Origin of the sequence: Amycolatopsis sp. cmx-11-51, assembly GCF_047608665.1 — a bacterium.
Classification (GTDB): domain Bacteria; phylum Actinomycetota; class Actinomycetes; order Mycobacteriales; family Pseudonocardiaceae; genus Amycolatopsis.
In genome coordinates this window covers 70,306-88,765 of the sequence record NZ_JADNQO010000016.1, presented here as the reverse complement: position 1 = coordinate 88,765, position 18,460 = coordinate 70,306, and the positions used below count along the sequence as shown (strand labels likewise).

The following is an 18,460-nucleotide window of genomic DNA, read 5'->3' as shown; positions in this document are numbered from 1 at the left end:
GGGAAAGCGCCCTTCACCGCGTCAGACGCGGGGAAAGTCCCCTTCAGCCGCATTTCACCTCGCCGAAACTTGATCGTCCAGACGGGTTAACGCACCGGTTCGGCGTTCTGGATCACGCCGGGCCAGCCTTGAGCGGGCCCCGTCCGCGTGGATAATTCCGGCATGACGAACGCGGCCTTGAGCGACGGTTCAGCCACCTTCAAGGCGCTTCTGCATCACTACCGCGTTCGTGCCGGCCTCACCCAGGAAGAACTCGCGGAAGGCTCGGGCGTCAGCGTCCGCGCGATCAGCGACATGGAGCGCGGCGTCGCCAAAAGCCCCCAACGTCGCACGATAGAGGCACTCGCCGCCCCGTTGGCCCTGACCGACGACGAGCTGACTCAGCTGCAGAAGGTCGCGAAACGGGGCCGGTCACGGGCGGCGGTGACGACACCCGCCACCGCACCGGCCCAGCTCTACGGTCCTCCCGCGGTCGGCGTGCTGCCCGCCGACCTCGACGATCTGACCGGGCGCGAACCCGATCTCGGCGCGCTGCGCGCTCTCGCCGGCGAACTGGACGGCGGCCGCCGGCGCTCCGGGCACGTGGCGGTGCTGAGCGGGCCGCCCGGCACCGGCAAGACGAGCCTCGCGGTGAGGACGGCCAACGAACTCGCCGGGCACTTCCCCGACGGCCAGCTTTTCCTGAAGCTGCGCGGGATGTCGTCCGAGCCGAGCGAACCGGCGGACGTGCTGCACCTCGCGCTGCGGTCACTGGGTGTCGACGCGGTCCAGATCCCGGCCGAACTCGACCACCGGATGAGCCTGTGCCGGGCGTTGCTGAAGGAGCGCGCCACCCTGATCGTCCTCGACGACGCCGCCGACGAAGCGCAGGTCCGTCCGCTGCTGGTCGGCGGGCGGCGTTGTCTGACGCTGATCACCAGCCGTCAGATGCTGGTCGGCCTCGAAGGGACCAGCAGGATCCCGCTCACCGTCCTGGGGCGGGACGACGCCGTCGCACTCCTGACCAGCATCGTCGGACAGGCTCGGGTGGCGCGGGAGAGCGCCGCGGCGATCGAGCTGGTCGAACTGTGCGGACGCCTGCCGCTCGCGCTCCGTATCGCGGGCAACCGGCTGGCGAGCCGTCCGGTGTGGCCGCTTTCCCGGCTCGTCGACCAGCTCCGGGACGAAGGCAGGCGACTGACGACGCTCACCGCGGGCGATCTCGACGTCCGCAGCGTGTTCGAACTGTCCTACCGCCAGCTCACCCCGACCGCGGCCAAGGTCTTCCGCCGGGTTTCGCTCGTCCCGGCCGCCGACTTCTCGGTGGGGGCGGCGAAGGAACTCGTCGACTCGCCGGACGAGGACGAGGCGGCGATCTTCCTGGAGGAACTGGCCGACGCCAGTCTGCTGCAGACGTCGTTCCACGACGGCCGGTACCAGTTCCACGACCTCCTCAGGGTGTTCGCGACGGAACGACTCACCCGGGAGGAGACCTCCGAAGCCGTGCAGGAGGCCGAGAACCGGCTCAACCGCTGGCTGGTGCGAACGGCGACGGCCGCGGGCCGGTACTTCCAGCCGTCCGACCAGGTGACCACGCCCGCGGTGACGACCTCGTCGTTCGGCGACCACACCGGCGCGGGCCGCTGGCTCGAGGTGGAGACGAAGAACTGGTCCGCCGCCTTGAGAAGTGCCGCCGCACGCGGCGAACACCGGCAGGTCCTCGAACTGGCCGAGGCCATGCACTGGTACTCGGAGATCGGCGGCACCGCGAGCACCTGGCAGGAGGTGTTCGAGCTCGCCCTGAAATCGGCACTCGCGATCGGCAGTAAGCGCGACGAAGCGGTGCAGCGCAACTTCTTGGCCTGGGTGCTGTCCACCCTCATGGGTCACCCGGACGACGCCGTCCGGATGGCCCAGCAGGCGTGGGAAGCCGCGGTGGACGCGGGCGATCTGCGGGAACAGGGCTGGGCGCGGGTCTATCTGGCGAGCGCGCGACTCCATGGCGGCAGCACGCCGGCTTCCCGAGGACCGTTCGACGAAGCGGTGACGTTGTTCACCGAGGCCGACTATCCTCTCGGCCTCCACGTGGCGCGGGCGATGCGGGCCACCTACCGGCACACGAACGGGGATTTCGACGAAGCCGCCACGGAGTTCGACCTCTGTGTCCGCTACTTCAGGCAAATCCAAGTGGGCCCGCACACGCCCGTCGACGACACCAACTATTCGTATCTGTTGTTGCGTTCGGCGAAGAACCTGGCCGCGCTCAACGCTTTCGGTACCGCGCTCGGACAGTGCGAAGAAGCGCTCGAGCTGTTCCGGCGCCACGGCGCGCTCATGGGCCAGGCCCGCGCGCTCCAGGCCAGCGGCAGGCTGCTGCACCGGCAGGGAGAGCGCGTGACGGCCCGCGACAGGCTGACCGAGGCCCTTGCGCTGTTCGAGCGCTTCGGCCAGCCACAGTCCCAAGTGGACACTCTTTGCGATTTGACGGCCCTGGCCGAGGAACTGGGCGACCCGGCGTCCGCACGCGACACGCGGGAGCGCGCACTGTCCATCTGCGACAGATTGGATCGCGCCGAAGCCGCCAAACTGCGCGTGCGGCTCGCCGGGCATCCCAACGCGTCGTGACCGGTCAGGCCGACGAACGGGTCAGTTCCTCCCAGGTGATGTTCCCGAGCAGGACGTCCTGGATCGTGTAGCGGGGCGCGGGTTCGAATTCGGCGATGGTGGTCCGCTCCGGCCGCTCCGCGGCGGCGGCGATCCGGACGCCGAGTTCACTCGCGTCCATCCCGCGGATCTCTTCGCGGGACACATAGACGGCCACCATGTCCTCGGCCGTGCTGGCGGGACGACCGGTGAAGCCTTGGATTCGTAGCGACACGTCAACTCCTCTGGTCGAGCGGTTCTGCGACTCGTGTTCCAGTACACGTGATCAGGTCTTCCGCCACCATGCGTAACCACCGGCAGAAGGACCGGAAGGTGCTCCGGGCTGTCAGCCCTGACTCCACACCGGACGACGCTCGGGGCCCGGCGGCTCGAGCACGAACCCGGCCGCGCGCCGGACGGTTTCCGGTGTCACCGGATCCACCACTCCCCCACCCGCCCGGATCCGGCTCAGCAACCCCGGTTCGGGGGCCAGGCCGTGGTGCTCCAGGTAGTAGGTCACGGTGTCGGTCCAGATCCACTCGCCGTCGGTCAGGAAGTTCGACGGCACGACAGCCTTCCGGGCCGGGTCGACGACGTCGTCCATCAGCGTCGGCGTGACCAGTACCGGAGTGCCGCCCGACAGATACGCGACCAGTGCCCGGCGTTCCTCTTCGTCGTCGACACGCGGGTGGCCGGGCGCGAAACCAGGGCCGGTCGCGGGATCGACGAGGTCGAACACCCTCGCCAGGGTGAACTCCTCCGTTGTGGGCACCGGCTTCTCCTACCGTTGGCGCGAACTCGACCTCATCAGGACACCTGACCGGGGCGCCGGGCACCATGCAGGAGGGGCGGCAGAACCGCCCGGCAGTTCCGGACCGCCTGACGTTCTACGGGTCTCGCGTGCTTGGAGGCGTAACACACGAGTTCCGCCTCTGAGCACGCGAGTTCCGGGTTCGGTCACGCGTCGTCGTCGGGGCTGGTGATGTCGCGGAGGCCGGAGGTGCCGATTCCGGGCGACGGCACCAGCACGTCGAATACGGCGTCGGAGTCGAACCCGCCCGCACCTGGCTCTCGCGGAGCGTCCTCTTCGTCCGGCACGGTGACCGTCACCGGCTCGGCACTCGCCTGCTCCTCGGCGAGGACGGCCTCGTCGAACAGGGCGGCCAGGTCCCGGTACTTCTTTTCGTACGGGAGCTTTCCACTCTCTCGATCGGCCGAGGAATAGGCGAACCGATGCTCGCCGGGCACCAGCACGTGCCCGACGTTCTCCGCTTCCGCCATCCCGATGAGCTTGTCGTAGCCCGGCCACACCGCGTCGTCATCGTCGTGGACGAACCTCGCATGGGCACTGTAAGAAGAGAAATCCGCCTGGTAGTACTGGTGGAATTCGCGGAAGAGATTCCGTACGTCGCGGGCATTCGGCGCCGTACCGTCCGGTCGCTTCACCCAGTGCGCGAGATCGCGCACGAAGCCGTAGACGCCGTGTTTGTCCATGACTCTCTTGTCCGCGCTCTTCTTTTCCGTACCTTCCTTTTCGGCGCCCTTCTTTTTCTTGCCTTTCGTGTCCACACCGATTTCGCGGAAGTAGTAGCCGAACGGGTCGGAGTCGACGAACCTGCAGACCAGCTCGAATTCCCGGCGGTCCGACCAGAGACCTTCGTAGCGTCTCATCTGTTCGAGGGCGCCGCGGTGTTCCGGTTCCTTGTCGTGCTGGACCTGCGCGTCGCCGTACTGGTTCTTGGAGTTCACTTTCTCCATGTCGTGGAACAGGATCGCCTTGACGATCGCGTCCCGTTTCACGAACCGGCCGGCGTCCTCGTGTCCCTGCGTGATCTTGAGGTACTGGTTGATCACCATCTGGGCGTGCTCGCTGAAGGTGTTCGGTTTCGTCTCGGTGCCGGTGCGATGAGGACCGCCGTTCGGCTTGACCGTCTCGGCGAATTTGCGGGCCAGCCCGCCCCGCGGGTCGGTGACTCCCTCGTCCACGTTCGTGACGAGTGCGTCGAGGATCGTCTTGGCGGACCGGTCATGGGGTGCCCGCAGTTCGGCGCGGATGGTCTCGGTCAGCTCCCGGCCGATCCGCTGATGCGCGTCGAACACGTGTGGCTCGTGCTTCCAGGTGAAGCCGAGGACGTGTTCCGTCAGCCAGCGGCCATAGTCGTTCGAGAACGGCTCGCCTTCGATGTGGTCCCCGTCGAGCCGGGTCTGACGGGTGTCGAAGTCGGCCTTGATCCGGCGTTCGTCGGTGGCGACGAGGGAGCCGATCTCCGCCTGGGTCGCGAACTGCGGCAGCAGGTCCATGAACTCGTCCGCTTCTTGCCGGGTCACCTTGGCGAACGACTTCGCGGCCAGTTCCAGCTCGCGCACCCTCGGGCCCACCGCGTTCGCGACGGCCGTCCGGGACTCCGCACTGGCGAGTTTGGCGACGTTCTTGCTTTTGAGCTCCTTCGTCAGCGCGGTGGCGACCTCCCCCAGCCTGGCGTCGAAAACCTTCTTCAAGTCTTTGGCTTCGAGATCGACCAGTTTGCTCTTGGTGACCGGGCGGATGGCCTTGGGCACGGCCTGTTCCTTGAGCTGTGCGGCGAAGGCGGCCCGGGAGATCGTCAGGTCAGGTTGGGCGAATTGCGCCGCGAGGGTGCCGGTGAGCTCGTCGATGACCGCCTTGGTGAACGCCTCGCCGCGGGCACCACTGAGGTAGCCGCGCTTCGCCTGCGACAGGGCGTCCAGGTCCCCGCCCCAGTCGGACCGCAACTGCTCGAACCGGGCGCGCACCGTCTCCCGGATGACGTCGAGGACCTGCTGGGTGAACTCCTGCTCGATCGCCTCCGGCCCGAGATGTGTTTCGAGGGAGGCTTCCACAGCCTGGGCCACGATCTTCGCCGCCTCCAGCGAGATTCGCGGATGGGTGAGCAGGGCCGTCCGGAGTGCCTCCAGGTTCTGGTATCGCACGGTGTTCGCCGCGACGGCGGCCGTCGCCGCGTTCAGGACCTGCTGCGGAACCTGCAGGCTGGCCTTGATCTGATTGAGGACGACGTCCTTGAACTCCGACGGCCCCACCGGCACTCCATCGGGGGCTTGCGCCCTGACGACGGTATCGATGGCCTCGTCGATCTTCGCGGCCAGCTGATCGACGGCCGCCTTTCCGGGGCCGCGGGTGTTGAGGAAGACGTTCATCTCCTCGGCACGGCGGAACGGGCTGTCCGCGGCCGGGTCGCCCTCGACCCCCGGGATGGCGTCGGCCGCCGGGCTGAAGAACGCTTCCGGCGACTCCTTCCACGTGTGGTAGTGGTTGCTGAGTGTCTTCGCCAAACCGCGCAGGGCGGCCGGATCGTTCCGGAAGTACTTGCGGTCGCCCGCCGACCAGGTGAACCACGGGTCGACGTCCTTCCCCAGCCTTTCGGACTTGAAGTCCGGGCTGAGACCGAGCCGCGAGTAGAGGTCGGCGATGTCCTCCTGGCGGCCGGCGGCCTCCGGCATCAGGCTCTCGTTCGCGCCGTGGGTGTAAGTGATGAGCGAGCCGTCGAGGGCGCGCTCCCGCAGGCGAGTGAAGTCGAGGCCGCGCAGTCCGAACTGGTTGGTGTCACCGTTCTGGTCGACGTTCATCGAGAGCTTGTTGCCGTCGGACCTCGACTCGACGGTGGCCTGGCGGGTGGCGGCCAGGAAGGTGCCGAGCGGCACCAGGAACGACCGCAGGGCCGACTGGACGTCGGGCACGCGGTTGACGTCCTTTTCGTACTTGGAGATCCATTGCACCGCACGCAGCGGCCGTCCGCCGCCGACCCAGAAGACCTCTTTCGCGCCGTCACGGCCCTGACCGCTGAACGGCACGACCTTGCCGCTCTTCTCCTGGTGCACGTCCTTGTACTCCGACGCACGCTTGGCGGGCGCCAGTACCGCGGTGTAGAGGCGGACGTAGTGCTTTCCCTTGACGGTCTCGATTTCGAATTCGCCGCGGTGCACGACCTTGCGCTCGTCCCCGGTCACCAGCACCGAGGAGCCTGGGTAGCTCACGTGCGGCCGTCCGATGTGGACGTTCTCCCGCAGGCCGAGGTAGTTGTCCTCGCCGTCGAGGTCCGCGAGCAAGAGGTGCACGGGACGCCCGGTCTTCGGACCGTAGCTCCGCCAAGTCCCGTTGGCGCGGAGAACGTGGACGCGAACCCCGGCGGCGTCGGCGAGTCTCGCAAGGTCGGTGTCGCCGGGATGGTTCTTCGCGAACTCGTCGAGTTCGCGGGTGACGCGCTTGTACTCGAGCGGTGCCCGGTCCGACAGGCCTGCGGCGACAGCTTTGCGGAAGGTGATGTGCGGGGCCTCGTTCCCGATGAAGAGCGGTTCCGCACCGTGGATGCGCAGTGCCTTCCGCTGTCTCGGGGAAGCGATGTCCCGTGGCAGTATCCTGCCCGGATAGAGGTCGTCGACCACGACGGAGTTGACGGTTACCGTCGACCTCGTCGACGTTTCGGACTGGTTCCGGCTCCCAGGCGACGGCCTGAGGACGGGCGTCTCATCCGCAGTGGGCAAAGGGCGACCAGGGTTGAGCTCGACGGAGATCACCGCGCGACGGCGGGCTCGCCGGGCGGCGAGGTCGTTCCGCGGCTCGCTGCCGAGATCACTTCCCTGAGACGTCGGGTCGACGATGGGGACTTTCACTGATCCGTCGGTCGGCAGCTTGGCGATGATCGCGGCACTCAACTCCTTCGCCACCGTTTCGGCGCGCGCCTGACCCGTCCTCCTTGCCTGGTCCTTGTCCGTGACACTGCCGTTGCCGTACCCGACGACACTCACGGTGGGGTCACCCTCGCGGACCGCCGACGCCACCAGCACCGCCGCTGCGTCCAAAGTGGACCGCCCGGCCGAGGGGAAATCTTTCCTCCCCTGTTCGAAATAGATCTCGAACTCTCTGGGAGCCTCCCCGGTCCCCTCGTGCGGGACGACCGTGGAAACGACGACGTCACGCTCCGAGGCGGAAGTGAGCACGGACAGCCGGACGCTGCGGGTCAGCGTGGACCGCAGCGTCCTGGCGATCGTCGAGAGCCGCGAATCACCCACCGGCCCGCGCACCTCCACCGGCGGCGGAACCGGCTGAGCGGCGACCATTTCCGCGAACTCGGCCAGGTTCGCCCGCACGGTCTCCGCGGTCCCGACGCCGCTACCGTCGACCGTCTCGGTCCCGAACGGCAGGGAGCCCGGGATGGTCTTCTCGATCAGGTCGCCGTCGGTGGTGGGCACGACGTCGAAGCCACCCGGCGCCTTCCGGAAGACAGGCGGGTCTTCGTCGCCGGCGACCAGGTACGCGCCGTGCTCCGTCACCTCGATTTCGGCGCGTTCGGCGAACCGGAAGTGCAGCCACTGGCCATCGCCCGTGACCACCGGGCGGCCGTCGCGGTGGAAACCGACCTGGCTCGCCACCACCAGTTCGCCCGGCGTGGCCCCGTTTTCCCGGCCGGGCGTCGACCAGACCGCGGTGTCACCCGCGTAGGCGTCGGTCTCGAGGTTCTCGTCGGCGAGTCCGTGCAGCACGGTGGAGACGTAGCCATGGACGTCCGGCGAACCGAGTCCGCACGCGACGAACCGCAGGGTCCTGCCATCGGTCCAGACGCCGTCCTCGGCGAGCCGGGCCAGTACCTCGACCATCACTTCCGGGGTGATCGGCCGTCCGCGGAATTCGGGGACGCCACCGGGGCCGACGTGCGCGACCACGGTGAAGAACCGGGGATCCCCGCGAAGTGCGAGAACCGCGTTCCGTTGCGCTTCCCTCGCGGTCGGGTCGGCCGAGGGGTCGGTGAGCCAGATCCCGGCGTCGTGCGACTCCGCCTCGGCCAGCACGTCGACGGCGAGTCCGCCGGGCGGTTCGGGCTCACCGGTTTCGGGAGCGGGTGCCTCGTCCGGTTCCGGCGCGGGATCCGGCCTCGAAGGCACCACGACGGCGCGATCCACCAGCACGTCCCGGCCGACCAGGATGTCGTTGCGCTCGGCCCAGCGAGCGAACTCGCCGAACGAGAGGTAATCGTGGTTCGACTTCTTCGGATCGCCGAGCACGAACATCCGCTCGCCGCCGACTTCGGCCGCCTTGAGGAACATCTGGTGGGATTCCGTGCCGACCCGGACGCCGTTACCGGAGCGGATCCGCTGCCAGAACACGCCGGGATCGGGCTCGAGCCCCGGTGAGAGCGGCACCTCCGGCTCGGTCCACAGCCTGCCGCGGTAGTTCTCACGAGGGGCGGGCGCCAGATGCCGGTGGACGCTCTCGCGGTACGGGAGGTCGTCCAGTCCGGTGGCGCGCCTCATCGGCCGGTCCACGGCGAGCGGGAGCAGCAGAGGAGCGCTCAGCTCCCAAGCCCCGGGAATGATCTTCTTCGTCAGCACGGGAACGGAAGAACCGTCGCGCCGGTCGAGCCGGACCACCGCGGCCAGTTTCTGCAGGGTGCGGCCCCACTGGGTGGTGAGCTCGGCCCATTCCTCAAGGGCGGCGGGATCGGTGGCGGCCGCCGTCGCGAGCCGCATCGCCTGCTTCTCGATGCCGTCGAACCGTAGCCCGGCCTTGGCGACCCGTTCGCGCGCCAGCGCGCCGATGGTCCGGCCGAAGGGCCGATCCCGCTTGGTCAGCTGGTCCGCCCGCATCCCCTCCAGCTGCTGTTCGACGTGAGTGGCGACGCCACGGCCCGCCAGCAGCAGACCCGCGATGGTCGGGACCAGGCCACGGATTTCGGAGTTCGTGGCCGCCGCTTCGCAGGAGTTCATGAAGTGCTGCTCGTCGTGCCCGGTCGCGGCGAACAACGCTTCGGTCATCGCGGCGGGGTTTTCCAGCAGTGCCTGGAAAAGCCGGTCGTCCTGCAGGGTGGCCCGCGCCGGCGGCGTGAGGTTCGTCAGCCCGAGGCGGGCCAGCCGGGATGGCAGTTCCTGGTCGGGCCGGTAGTCGATCCCCTGCACCGTCGATCCGAGAGCGGTGAACGGATCCCGGCCCGCTTCCAGGTTCACGGCGAGGTCGCCGAGCAGCTGTCGCAGCCTGTCGATCGACACCGGCCGCACGACCCGGCGATCGCGCACGGTCCCCAGGCCCAAACGGGAATTGTCCCGGGAGTCCCGTTCCCTGGCAGGCGTCAGCGACGTCACCAGCAGCGCGTCGTTGACCAGCGACCGCACCCTCTCCCGGATGTCCGGCTCGGTCAGCGTCCCCAGTCCCTGATCGATGCGGCCCAGCAGTGTGGAGATCTCGCGTGAGCGGAGCACCGCCTCGACGTGGTTTTCGAGCCGCCCGCCTTCAGCGATCCGTGACAGCTCTCCGAGCCGAGCGCCGTCGTCGGCGCTCACCAGGTTCGGCAACCCGGCGAAGACGGCCTCGTAACGGGACGTGTAATCGTCGATGCCGGGGTCGGCGTTCTCGGCCTGGCCACCGCCGTCGGACTCGCCGAACGTGTGGTCCACCGGAGCGCGCCTCGTCGGCGGCCGCGTCTCGGCGGCCTCCGGGACGCGGTGGGTCGCCAGGAAGTCGCCTGAGGACGAGAGGACCACACGCGCCGTTTCACCGCGGGAGGGGCCGAGGCGGACGGTCGTCCCACCCTCGGTCAGCATCCGCAGCCGGACGCCCAGCGCGTGCGCGACCTCCTCCGGGGTCGCGTGCGGCAGCGAAACGCCCAGTTCCCGCAGTTCCGCCTGGCGCGAAGGCGAATCGGGAGCCACCGTCCTGGCGATCGCCTCGATCAGGTTCGACGACACCGTGTCACCACCGACCGCGAAGACCTCCCGCCGCTCCCTGGTCATGGCGGTCCGCTGGACGTCGGTGAGCAAGGACGGCGGGACTCCCGGCAGGTCGTCCTGGCCGGGGTCGGTGAGCCGGTGGCCCGATCCGAGCTGGCTTTCCAGGACGTGCTGGATCTGCCAGGCGTGCCGGGGCAGCAACCGCGGGGCCTGTCCCGGTTCGACCACGTCGGCGCCCATGATGCCGCCGTCGCCGGTGACGACACCCGTCGTGCCGTCGTCTTCCTTGCTCAGGAACACCCGATCCTGGTCGTGCTCCTCGTCGGGCGCGCCGAGGTAGTGGAGCAGTTCGTGGGCCAGCTCTTCCGGTGTGGCGTCCGGTCGCCAGGTGGTCTGTGTCGTGCGCTCGTCGTCGCGGGCGACCACGTCGTACGCGCGGTACCCGGGTTCGCCGTTCTCGCCGGTCAGCCTGTCTTCGGTGAACTCGACCCGGACGTGCAACTGGTCGCCGTTCGGCAGGCCGTGGCGTTTGTTGATCAGGGTTTCGATACCCGCCCGTGCCCGTTCGCGCAAGGCCGTGAGCTGCTCGCCGGTGACGCCAGGGCCTGGCACGAGGTTGATCGGCACGGTGAATTCGGTGACATGGCGGTCGCCGACCTTGAATCTGCTGACGCCGTACCGGATCACGCCGTCGTAGCGCTTGTCCGGCCCGGTGCGCAGGGTGGTGAGCACGTCGGCGGTCTCGGTGGCCACCGCCCGCCTCGGCGTCTCCGCCCGCAGCGGCTCCCACTTCGCCGGGTCGAGCGGCTCCGCCACGGTGAACCAGGGTGCGTCGGTGGCCCGGCTGTGGCGCCACGCCTCGTCTTCCGGCGAGCCCGGCTGTGCCGCCAGCCGGGTGAATTCGGCGTCCAGCGCGCCTTTCGCCAGCCACCACGCGTCCTGTTTGGACTCGGTGAGGTCCAGCCACGCGGCCTGCAGTACCGCTTGGGTCCTGGCCACCTCGTCGGTCGCGGCGGCGCGCTGGACCTCGGCCTCTTCGACGGCTTCACGGGCGAGATCGTCGACATCGTCCGCCATGGCCTCCAGATCGGCTTGCAGCGCGTCGGTGGCGGAGCGCACGAGTTCGAGCCGGGTCCGCGCCGCCTCGGCGAGGTTTTCGGCCTCCCGCAAGGCTTGTTCGGTTCGGCGCGCGTACTTGTGGTGCCGCTCTTCGAGCCTGCCCGGCCGCTCGGCTCGTGCCGCGGCGACCGTGGCGGGCCAGTCGATGCCGACACCCAGTTCCCGGATCAGCGCATGGGCCTGGAGGCGGTGCCGCTGGGCGCCGACCTCGGCCTCGCGCCACGACTTCGCCGTCCGGGCGACCCGTCCCTGTCGTGCCTTCAGCAGACGCGAAACCTTCTGGCCGGTGACGTCCGTCAGATCGCCGACCGGCATCCGCACGTCCGCCGAGGCGGGCAGCGCGAGGTCTACGACCTCGGTGCGGCCGCCGACCTTGACCACGATCCGGTAGTCCACGTCGAACCGGACCAGCGCGGTGCGTCCCGCCGGTTTCAGGTTCGCGGCGGCGGACACGGTCGTGCCGTCGGTCGTCGCGACGGCCGGCTCGTCGGCCCAGCGTGTCTCGGCGCCGCTGAACAGGCCGCCGATGTTGGCCGACTCCTTGACGGGCACGACCGAAGGCCCGCCGACGGTCACTTCACCGACCTCGGCCGTCTTGCGTTCCGCCGAACGCGCCGTCGTCGCGTTCGCCGGGCTCTCCAGGTTGACGCCGTCGCTCAACGCGACCAGGCGAGGTGTGGTGAGGCGGGCGTGCACCTCGACGTCCGCCCGTTTGCCCCGTAGCACGGCCGCTTCCCGGAGAGCGGGCACGGGAAGGCTTTCACTCGTCATCGACGGCAGGAACGCCTGCAGCACTTGAGGACTCAGGGCGGACCAGAGGGCGTTGATCGTGCCGGTGCCGTAGCCGGTGATACCGCTGTCCGCCCCGGCGAGGGTGAGCGTGTCCCGCACGACCTCACGCAACCGCGCGGCGGCGCGCACGGACTCCACCGACGCCGTTTCCGGCAGCTTCGCCACGCCGCCACGGCGCCAGGTCCGCAACTCGCCGGGGAGGGCGTCCCGCCGTGACAACCTGGCCGGGCCGGACTTCTCGAAGGCGCCCGCGCCCGGCGTCAGGTTGTCGGCCAGCAGCCGGATGGCGAGGTTCTTCTTGCCGGTGTTCCCGGCGGCGACGAACCTGCCGTCACGCCGCACCTCGAGGGTGAACTGGATCGGGACGTCGAACAGCGCGGCGGGCCCGGTGCCCGTCCGCAACCGCGTGTCCTGCCTGCTGGTGACCTCGTTGACGCTGGTCGTCTTGGTGACGCCGACGCCGTCGGTGACGGCACCGCCGACCGAGGTCGCCGTCGCGCCGCCGGAGAACTTCTCCTGGCCGCCGAGCCGCAGTGCCGCCGACCACGACTTGGCCGTGCCCTCCGTCCGGGTGGTCCGGATCGCGCGGGCGGTGCTGTGCTCGATGGTCCGGCCGTCGTTGACGACCTCGCGGAAAGCCGGTTCGCCAACGACGCGCGCGGTCAGCAGCACCTGGAAACCGCGGTCGGTGAACAGCTTCGGCAAATGCGCCTGCAAGGGGATGCCGCCGTCGAGGGCACTGTCCACCAACGCCTGCACACCATCCGGCGAGACCAGGTCGGTCAACCGAGCCCAGTTGTTCATCGCGTCGTCCAGGAACCTGCCGGGCAGCAACGGCACGTCGTGCCGGGACAGCCGCGCGGTCAACTCCGGCACCAGATCGGACAGGTCGGGCAGGCGCTCGATCGCGCCCAGTCCCAGCGCCCCTGGTCGAAACGGCGGCAGCGTCGTGGGCGCGGCAAGCCGCTCGGGCCGCTTCCGGGTCTCCCTCGGTTCGGCGGGCAACAGGCCGTAGCGGCGGGCCTGGTCCTCGGTGAGCCAGACGAAAGCGGCGCCGGGAAGGTCTACGAAACGAGCCGCGCCGCGGGCTTCGGGACGTACCACGACGGTCTGCTGCCGCGCCTCGGCGAGCACTGTGAAGGCGATGTCGAACCTTGCCAGCACCCTCGGCGTACCGGCCGCCGTGGTGACGTTGCGGTCGACGCTCGCGGAAATGTCGAGACCCTCGCCCTTGGTGGTCGTCTTCGCCCACGGTTTCCCGGTCACCCCACCGGTGCCGGAACTCGCGGGATCGTCGTTCGCCGCGCCGGTGATCGCGACCCCGGCGGTGACCGCCGGTCCGCTGCTCTTGCTCTTGCCGCTCTCGAACCGGTAGCCGCCCGCGGTGGAGCGTTCCGCGCCGGCGTCATCGGCGACTCGGACGAAGACGGGGTTGCTCAACCGGGCGACGACGCCGATCCTGCCCACCCTGTCGGCCAACCGCCGGGGATAGACGAGTTCGGTGCTCAGCGTCCCATGGGTGAACGAACTCAGGGCCGCCTTGATGTTCTCGGTGCTCAGCATCGTCTGGACGCTTGCCCATGCGTCGCTGCCGGGCAGGGTGAGCGCCTGGTCGCCGTCCGACGCCTCCACCAGCGCCGCCATGGCCGCTTCGCTGACGTGGCCGGTGTGCGCGATGGCCTCGACCCCGACCCACTCGCCGACGTCCGGCGGCGCGAGGGCCTGGAAATGCCCGATGATCGACCGCGGCGGGTCCAGCGTGCGGACCCTCGGCGCGCCGGGCGCGAACCTTCCGGGGTCGGCGGGCAGGGTCACACTGTCCGATGTCAGCAACGTGTAGGTCACCGGAAGCCGGTACGGGCCTTGGTCCTCGTCAGGTGTGGTCCAAAGAGGACGGACATGCGGCACCTGAGTTCCGGGGAGCCCGGGCAGTGTCTTCCGGGCCACCTCGCGGGCCCGGGAATACGCGGTGATGGAAACGACGAAGCGGCCCGTGTGCTCGAAGACCTGCGAGTCGGGGCTGCCGATGTTCAGGTAGGTCGAATCGACCGTCGGACCCCCTCCGGTCCGGGTGGTGGTGGCGCGGCCGTACTTCGCGGCGAACGTCGGCACGATGCCCAGCGTGGCCGCCACGATCCCGGCTCCGACGGTCACCTTGCCCTCCGGGCCGACCGACCAGCCCTTGGCGGACGAGGACGACGCGCCCAGCGCCGGACTGGTCGTCGTGGCGTTGCGGACCACGCGGTCCTTGACCTGGCCGCGGTGCTCGGCCGACTTCTGTTCCAGCCGGACGGTGATGGTGACGCGGTCCTGCCGGAAGTCACCCTGGCGGTTGAGGGTCACCGACACCCCCGCCCCCAGCAACGCGTCCATGCGGTTGCGCAACGCCAACGGCGACAGCGCGGCCTGCAGTCGGCGCTCGTTGGCCAGCATCTCCAGCGTCTGTGCCGCGTTCACGTCGTGCCCGTCCCAGCCCGGCAGGAGATCCGCGTACCGGGCGACTTCCGCGAGCCTGGCGCGGATCTCGGCCGACACGCCGTCCGCGCCCTCGAACCGGCCCACCCGCACGTTGCCCGCCGCGAGCCCCGCGGCGAGGTGCGCGGGCTGGAACTTCGCCTTGTCCGGTGGGGTGATGCCGGTGCCGGTGCCCGCCGGCACCGGCAGGCCCTGTGCGACGGCTTCCGCCATCCCCACCCTGGCGTAGACCGTCGCCGTGACGGACGGCGTTTCCCTGCCGTCCAAGGCCTGCACCACGATTTCGGCGTCGAACCGGTAGAGACCGATGTCGCTCTTGAGCTGGATCCCCGCCTTCGTGGTCGACGACCGGCCGGACGCGGTGGTGTCCCCTGTCCTTGAGGAGAAGCCGCCACCGACCCCGGCGGCGACCCGTGCTCCGCCGACAGTGCCGCCGCCACCGACCGCCGCCGAGGCGTCGAACCCGCGCTTGGTGGAGGCCGAAACGGCCGACCCGGTGGTCGCCGATTCGTGCAGCCGCAACTGGGTCCCGGTCGTCGGGCCGACGAGTTCGGCCCTGGCCAGGACGGCCTTCATCCGGACCGCGCCCACCCTGTCGCCGTCCGAGCTGAGCAGCGCGGGTGAAGTCACCCAGCCTTCCAGCATGGCGCCGAAGTGTTCCCTGACGCTCGCGGTGCCGAGGAACGCGCGCAACGCCTCCCGGCCGGGAGCGTCCAGCGCGGTCACCGAACCGTGCAGCAGACCGGCGGTGTCGGTGAACACGTCGCCGAGACCGGTGACCGCCTCGGGCACCGGGTTCCGTAGTCCGCGACCAGCCCTGGGCTCCAGGTTCGTCGCGGTCACTCCGGACGGCGGGGTGATCCCCACCAGGTCGTCCGGAAGGCGCAGCGTGACACTGCCCGGAACCGGCTCGGCCGGGCCGTCGACCTCGGCACCGTCCTGGTCGTGCACGCTGAGGGTGAACTCCACGTTCCTGACCACGCGGCGGGAACCTTCGCCGGAGCGGATCGCACGCTGGTCCGAAGTGGACACGGTGACGGTCTGTGCCACGCCCGGCGCCGCCAGCGCCACCTTGCCGCCCACGGTGCCGTACGGACCGACCGGTGCCTGCACGGTGCCTGCCATCCCGACGTCACCGGCGTGGAGAACGGTCATGTTCTCCGAGTTCGTGATGCCCGACTGGACGGTGAGGTCCGCCTTGGTCTTTTCCTTCGGCTCACTCGTCACGTCGCCGCGGAAGGCGGCCCGGATCGTGACCTCACGCCAGCCTTCCGCCGTGCGAAGCGGGAAATGCAGGCCGCTCAGGGTGGATTCGAAATCGTCGCGGACGGCGTCCCCGATCGCGTCGAGGCGATCGGGGGTGACTCCGGGCAGCAGCCTGCCGAGTTCGTCCCGCAGTTCCTCGACGCCCTCCACGGCGAGCACCGGCGCGGAACCGAGTGCCTGGCCGTCGGCGAGGAACGGCGGCAGATCCGCGAGCACGAGAACCTGCTCGTCCGGCTGAGCGACGGCTTCCGGCTGAGCGACGGGCGCGAGGGGCTCGGGCTCGGCTTCGGGCTCGGGGGCTTCCGTTTGCGCCTCGGGGGCCTCGACTTCGGCGACCTGGTCGGTGGTGACAGTCTCGGCCGTCTCCGCTTCGACCGCACTCGACTCGGTCTGGGCGGGTGCCTGCGGCGCCGCCGTCTCCTCGGTGGAAGTGGTGCGCAGTGGCGAGGGCCGGGTGCGCGGACGTTCTTCGTCCGCTGGACTCCCGCTGTCGGAGGTAGTGCGCACGGTCTTCGCATCCGGCTGTTTGGCCTCCGCGGCCGTCTTGGCTGGCTTGACGTCCGACTCCGGCTTGGCGACCTTACTGTCCGAAGTGGACTTCGTCTCCGTTGACACCTTGGTACCGGCGGAAGTTCTGGTGTCCGAAGTGGACTTGACGTCCGAAGTGGTGGCAGCGCCGGTCGTTCCGGTGGTCGCCGTGGCAGGCGCCGTCACCGTGGCCGGATCCGTCCCGCTCTTGGTGTCGAGCGTCGTACTCGCCGAGAGGTCGCCGAGCGACCCCACGCCGCCGAACTTCTCCTTCATCGACGTGATCGCCGCGTCGAGTCCTCGTTCCCCGATCCCTTCGAGTTTGTGGCTCACGGCGCCGCCGACCACGCCGCCGACGAACCCCATTCCGTACTCCGCCGCAGACACGGACTCGCCGTTGAGCGCCGCCATCGTCGCCTGGCTCATCACCCCGGAGACGCCTTCGAAGAGGAAAGTGGTGCTGAATTCGGCCGCCCTGGCCGCGAGGTTGCCGCCAAGACGATCATTCACGTTGCGGGACAGCACCTCCGGCACGTGACCGGTGAGCAGATCGACGGCGTCCTTGCCGATCTTGTCGCTGTGCGGGTCGAGCGCCCGGCGCAGGCTGTCACCGAACGCCCCGGTTCCGTCCAGTCCGCGCTTGCCCCAGTTGTCCACGAACGTGCGCGCGTAGTCCCGGCCGAGTTGCCGGGCCGCGTCGTCGCCGAGGGTCTTGCCGAACGCGGTGCCGAAGCGGTCGGCCACCTCGTCGCTGAAGCCCTCGATCGCCCGCTTCGTGAACGCGGTCGCCGGATCGGTGAGCTGTTTACCCGCCCGATCGGTCAACGTGCGGCCGAGGTCGCGCACCCAGTTGTCGGCGAGTTCGTCCCCGCCCGGCAGCTTGAGATCCTTGACCAGCTTCAGCAGGTCGTCGGTGGCGATCTTCCCGAAGTCCTTGCCCAGCAGGGCGCCGACCTTGCGGCCCAGCCGCTCCCCCAGTTCGCCGACGGCGCCGCCCAGCAGACCGCCGATCGCACCCGAGATCGCCGTCTGCTTGGTGGTTTCGTCGTCCCATTCGGTCCGTTCCCGCTGCAGCCGTTGCACGGCGGCGTCGATGATCAGCCCACCGGTGATCCCGATGAACATCTCGAACACGATCGCCCGCACGAGCATCTTGAACAGGACGAGCAGGTACCCGCGGGTGAGGGCGTAATGCCAGGTGAGGTTCGCGAGTGACGCGCCGGCGGTGACGGACGCGAGGGCGTACTCCATCGCGATCTCATAGGCGAGCAGGAAAAGCTGGCCGATCGCGGAGAACTTCGTGTACTCGACGTCCAACGCGACCTTGCGGCAGCCGTCGGCGATCCCCTTCGTCCCCTCGGCCAGTTCACCCAGCAGGTTCGGCGTCCCGCCGGTGAGCGGCTTCATGCTCTTGTCGAACGCCTCGCCCCCTTGGGGCATCGACAGTTTCTGGTCGATCCCGCGTTTGACCCTGGCGATGTCGTCCGGCAGCTTGGCCAGCTGTTCCGTCACCAGGTCGTACTCCTGGGCCACCCGCCGGAACTTGTGCTGGTTGGCGGCGGGCCAGGAGACGCCAAGCACCTCGAGGAGCGTCCGCGCCCACTCGGGCACGTCGCCGAAGTCGCTGCGGTCAACCTTGATGGGCACGCCTACCTCCGTTTCACCGGAGACAACGCACGCCGCCGGGCGGACGGTTCACTGAACGCTTCGGTCACCTGCCGTGGTGGCGAGTCCGTGAAGGCCTCCTTAAGGGACTCTGGGTCCCTCAAGGGGGCCTTCACGGACTTGCGCGTCCAGGTAGTGGCGCCACGTTCGTCCCAGTGTCACCATGGATCACAGCTGCGGCGCGTGAAGGAGTCCTTCCCTGCCTTGAGGGTCAGGGTCCCGGCAGAGCGCAGAGCTGCCGGTCTGCGCTGCTCTTGGCAATCCGGACTCGGCATCGCTGGTGCCTGCAGGGGCCGAG

The 18,460-nt window shown here is 69.4% G+C and carries 4 protein-coding genes; 1 reads left to right on the top strand and 3 read right to left on the bottom strand.

The window, feature by feature from the left end:
• Positions 1-162 precede the first annotated feature (162 nt).
• Positions 163-2,604 carry an ATP-binding protein gene (locus ACM6LU_RS33590; protein ID WP_414941851.1) on the top strand — a complete coding sequence of 814 codons (2,442 nt, stop codon included), beginning with the start codon at positions 163-165 and terminating at the stop codon, positions 2,602-2,604.
• 4 nt (positions 2,605-2,608) lie between these two features.
• Here ACM6LU_RS33590 and ACM6LU_RS33585 read toward each other — a convergent pair whose 3' ends face one another.
• From ACM6LU_RS33585 to ACM6LU_RS33575, 3 genes are all read right to left on the bottom strand, one after another.
• Positions 2,609-2,857: a hypothetical protein gene (locus ACM6LU_RS33585; RefSeq protein ID WP_414941850.1), complete on the bottom strand. Its 249-nt coding sequence runs from the start codon at positions 2,855-2,857 to the stop codon at positions 2,609-2,611.
• Positions 2,858-2,968: 111 nt separating this feature from the next.
• A complete protein-coding gene (locus ACM6LU_RS33580; protein ID WP_414941849.1) occupies positions 2,969-3,394 on the bottom strand; it encodes a hypothetical protein in 426 nt (141 codons plus the stop codon).
• Positions 3,395-3,579: 185 nt separating this feature from the next.
• Complete coding sequence (locus ACM6LU_RS33575) at positions 3,580-18,144, bottom strand: hypothetical protein (protein WP_414941848.1); 14,565 nt, start codon at positions 18,142-18,144, stop codon at positions 3,580-3,582.
• Positions 18,145-18,460 lie beyond the last annotated feature (316 nt).

Excerpts from the sequence above, each read along its gene's own strand:
- ACM6LU_RS33590 (WP_414941851.1), top strand. The coding sequence starts at position 163 with ATGACGAACGCGGCCTTGAGCGACGGTTCAGCCACCTTCAAGGCGCTT.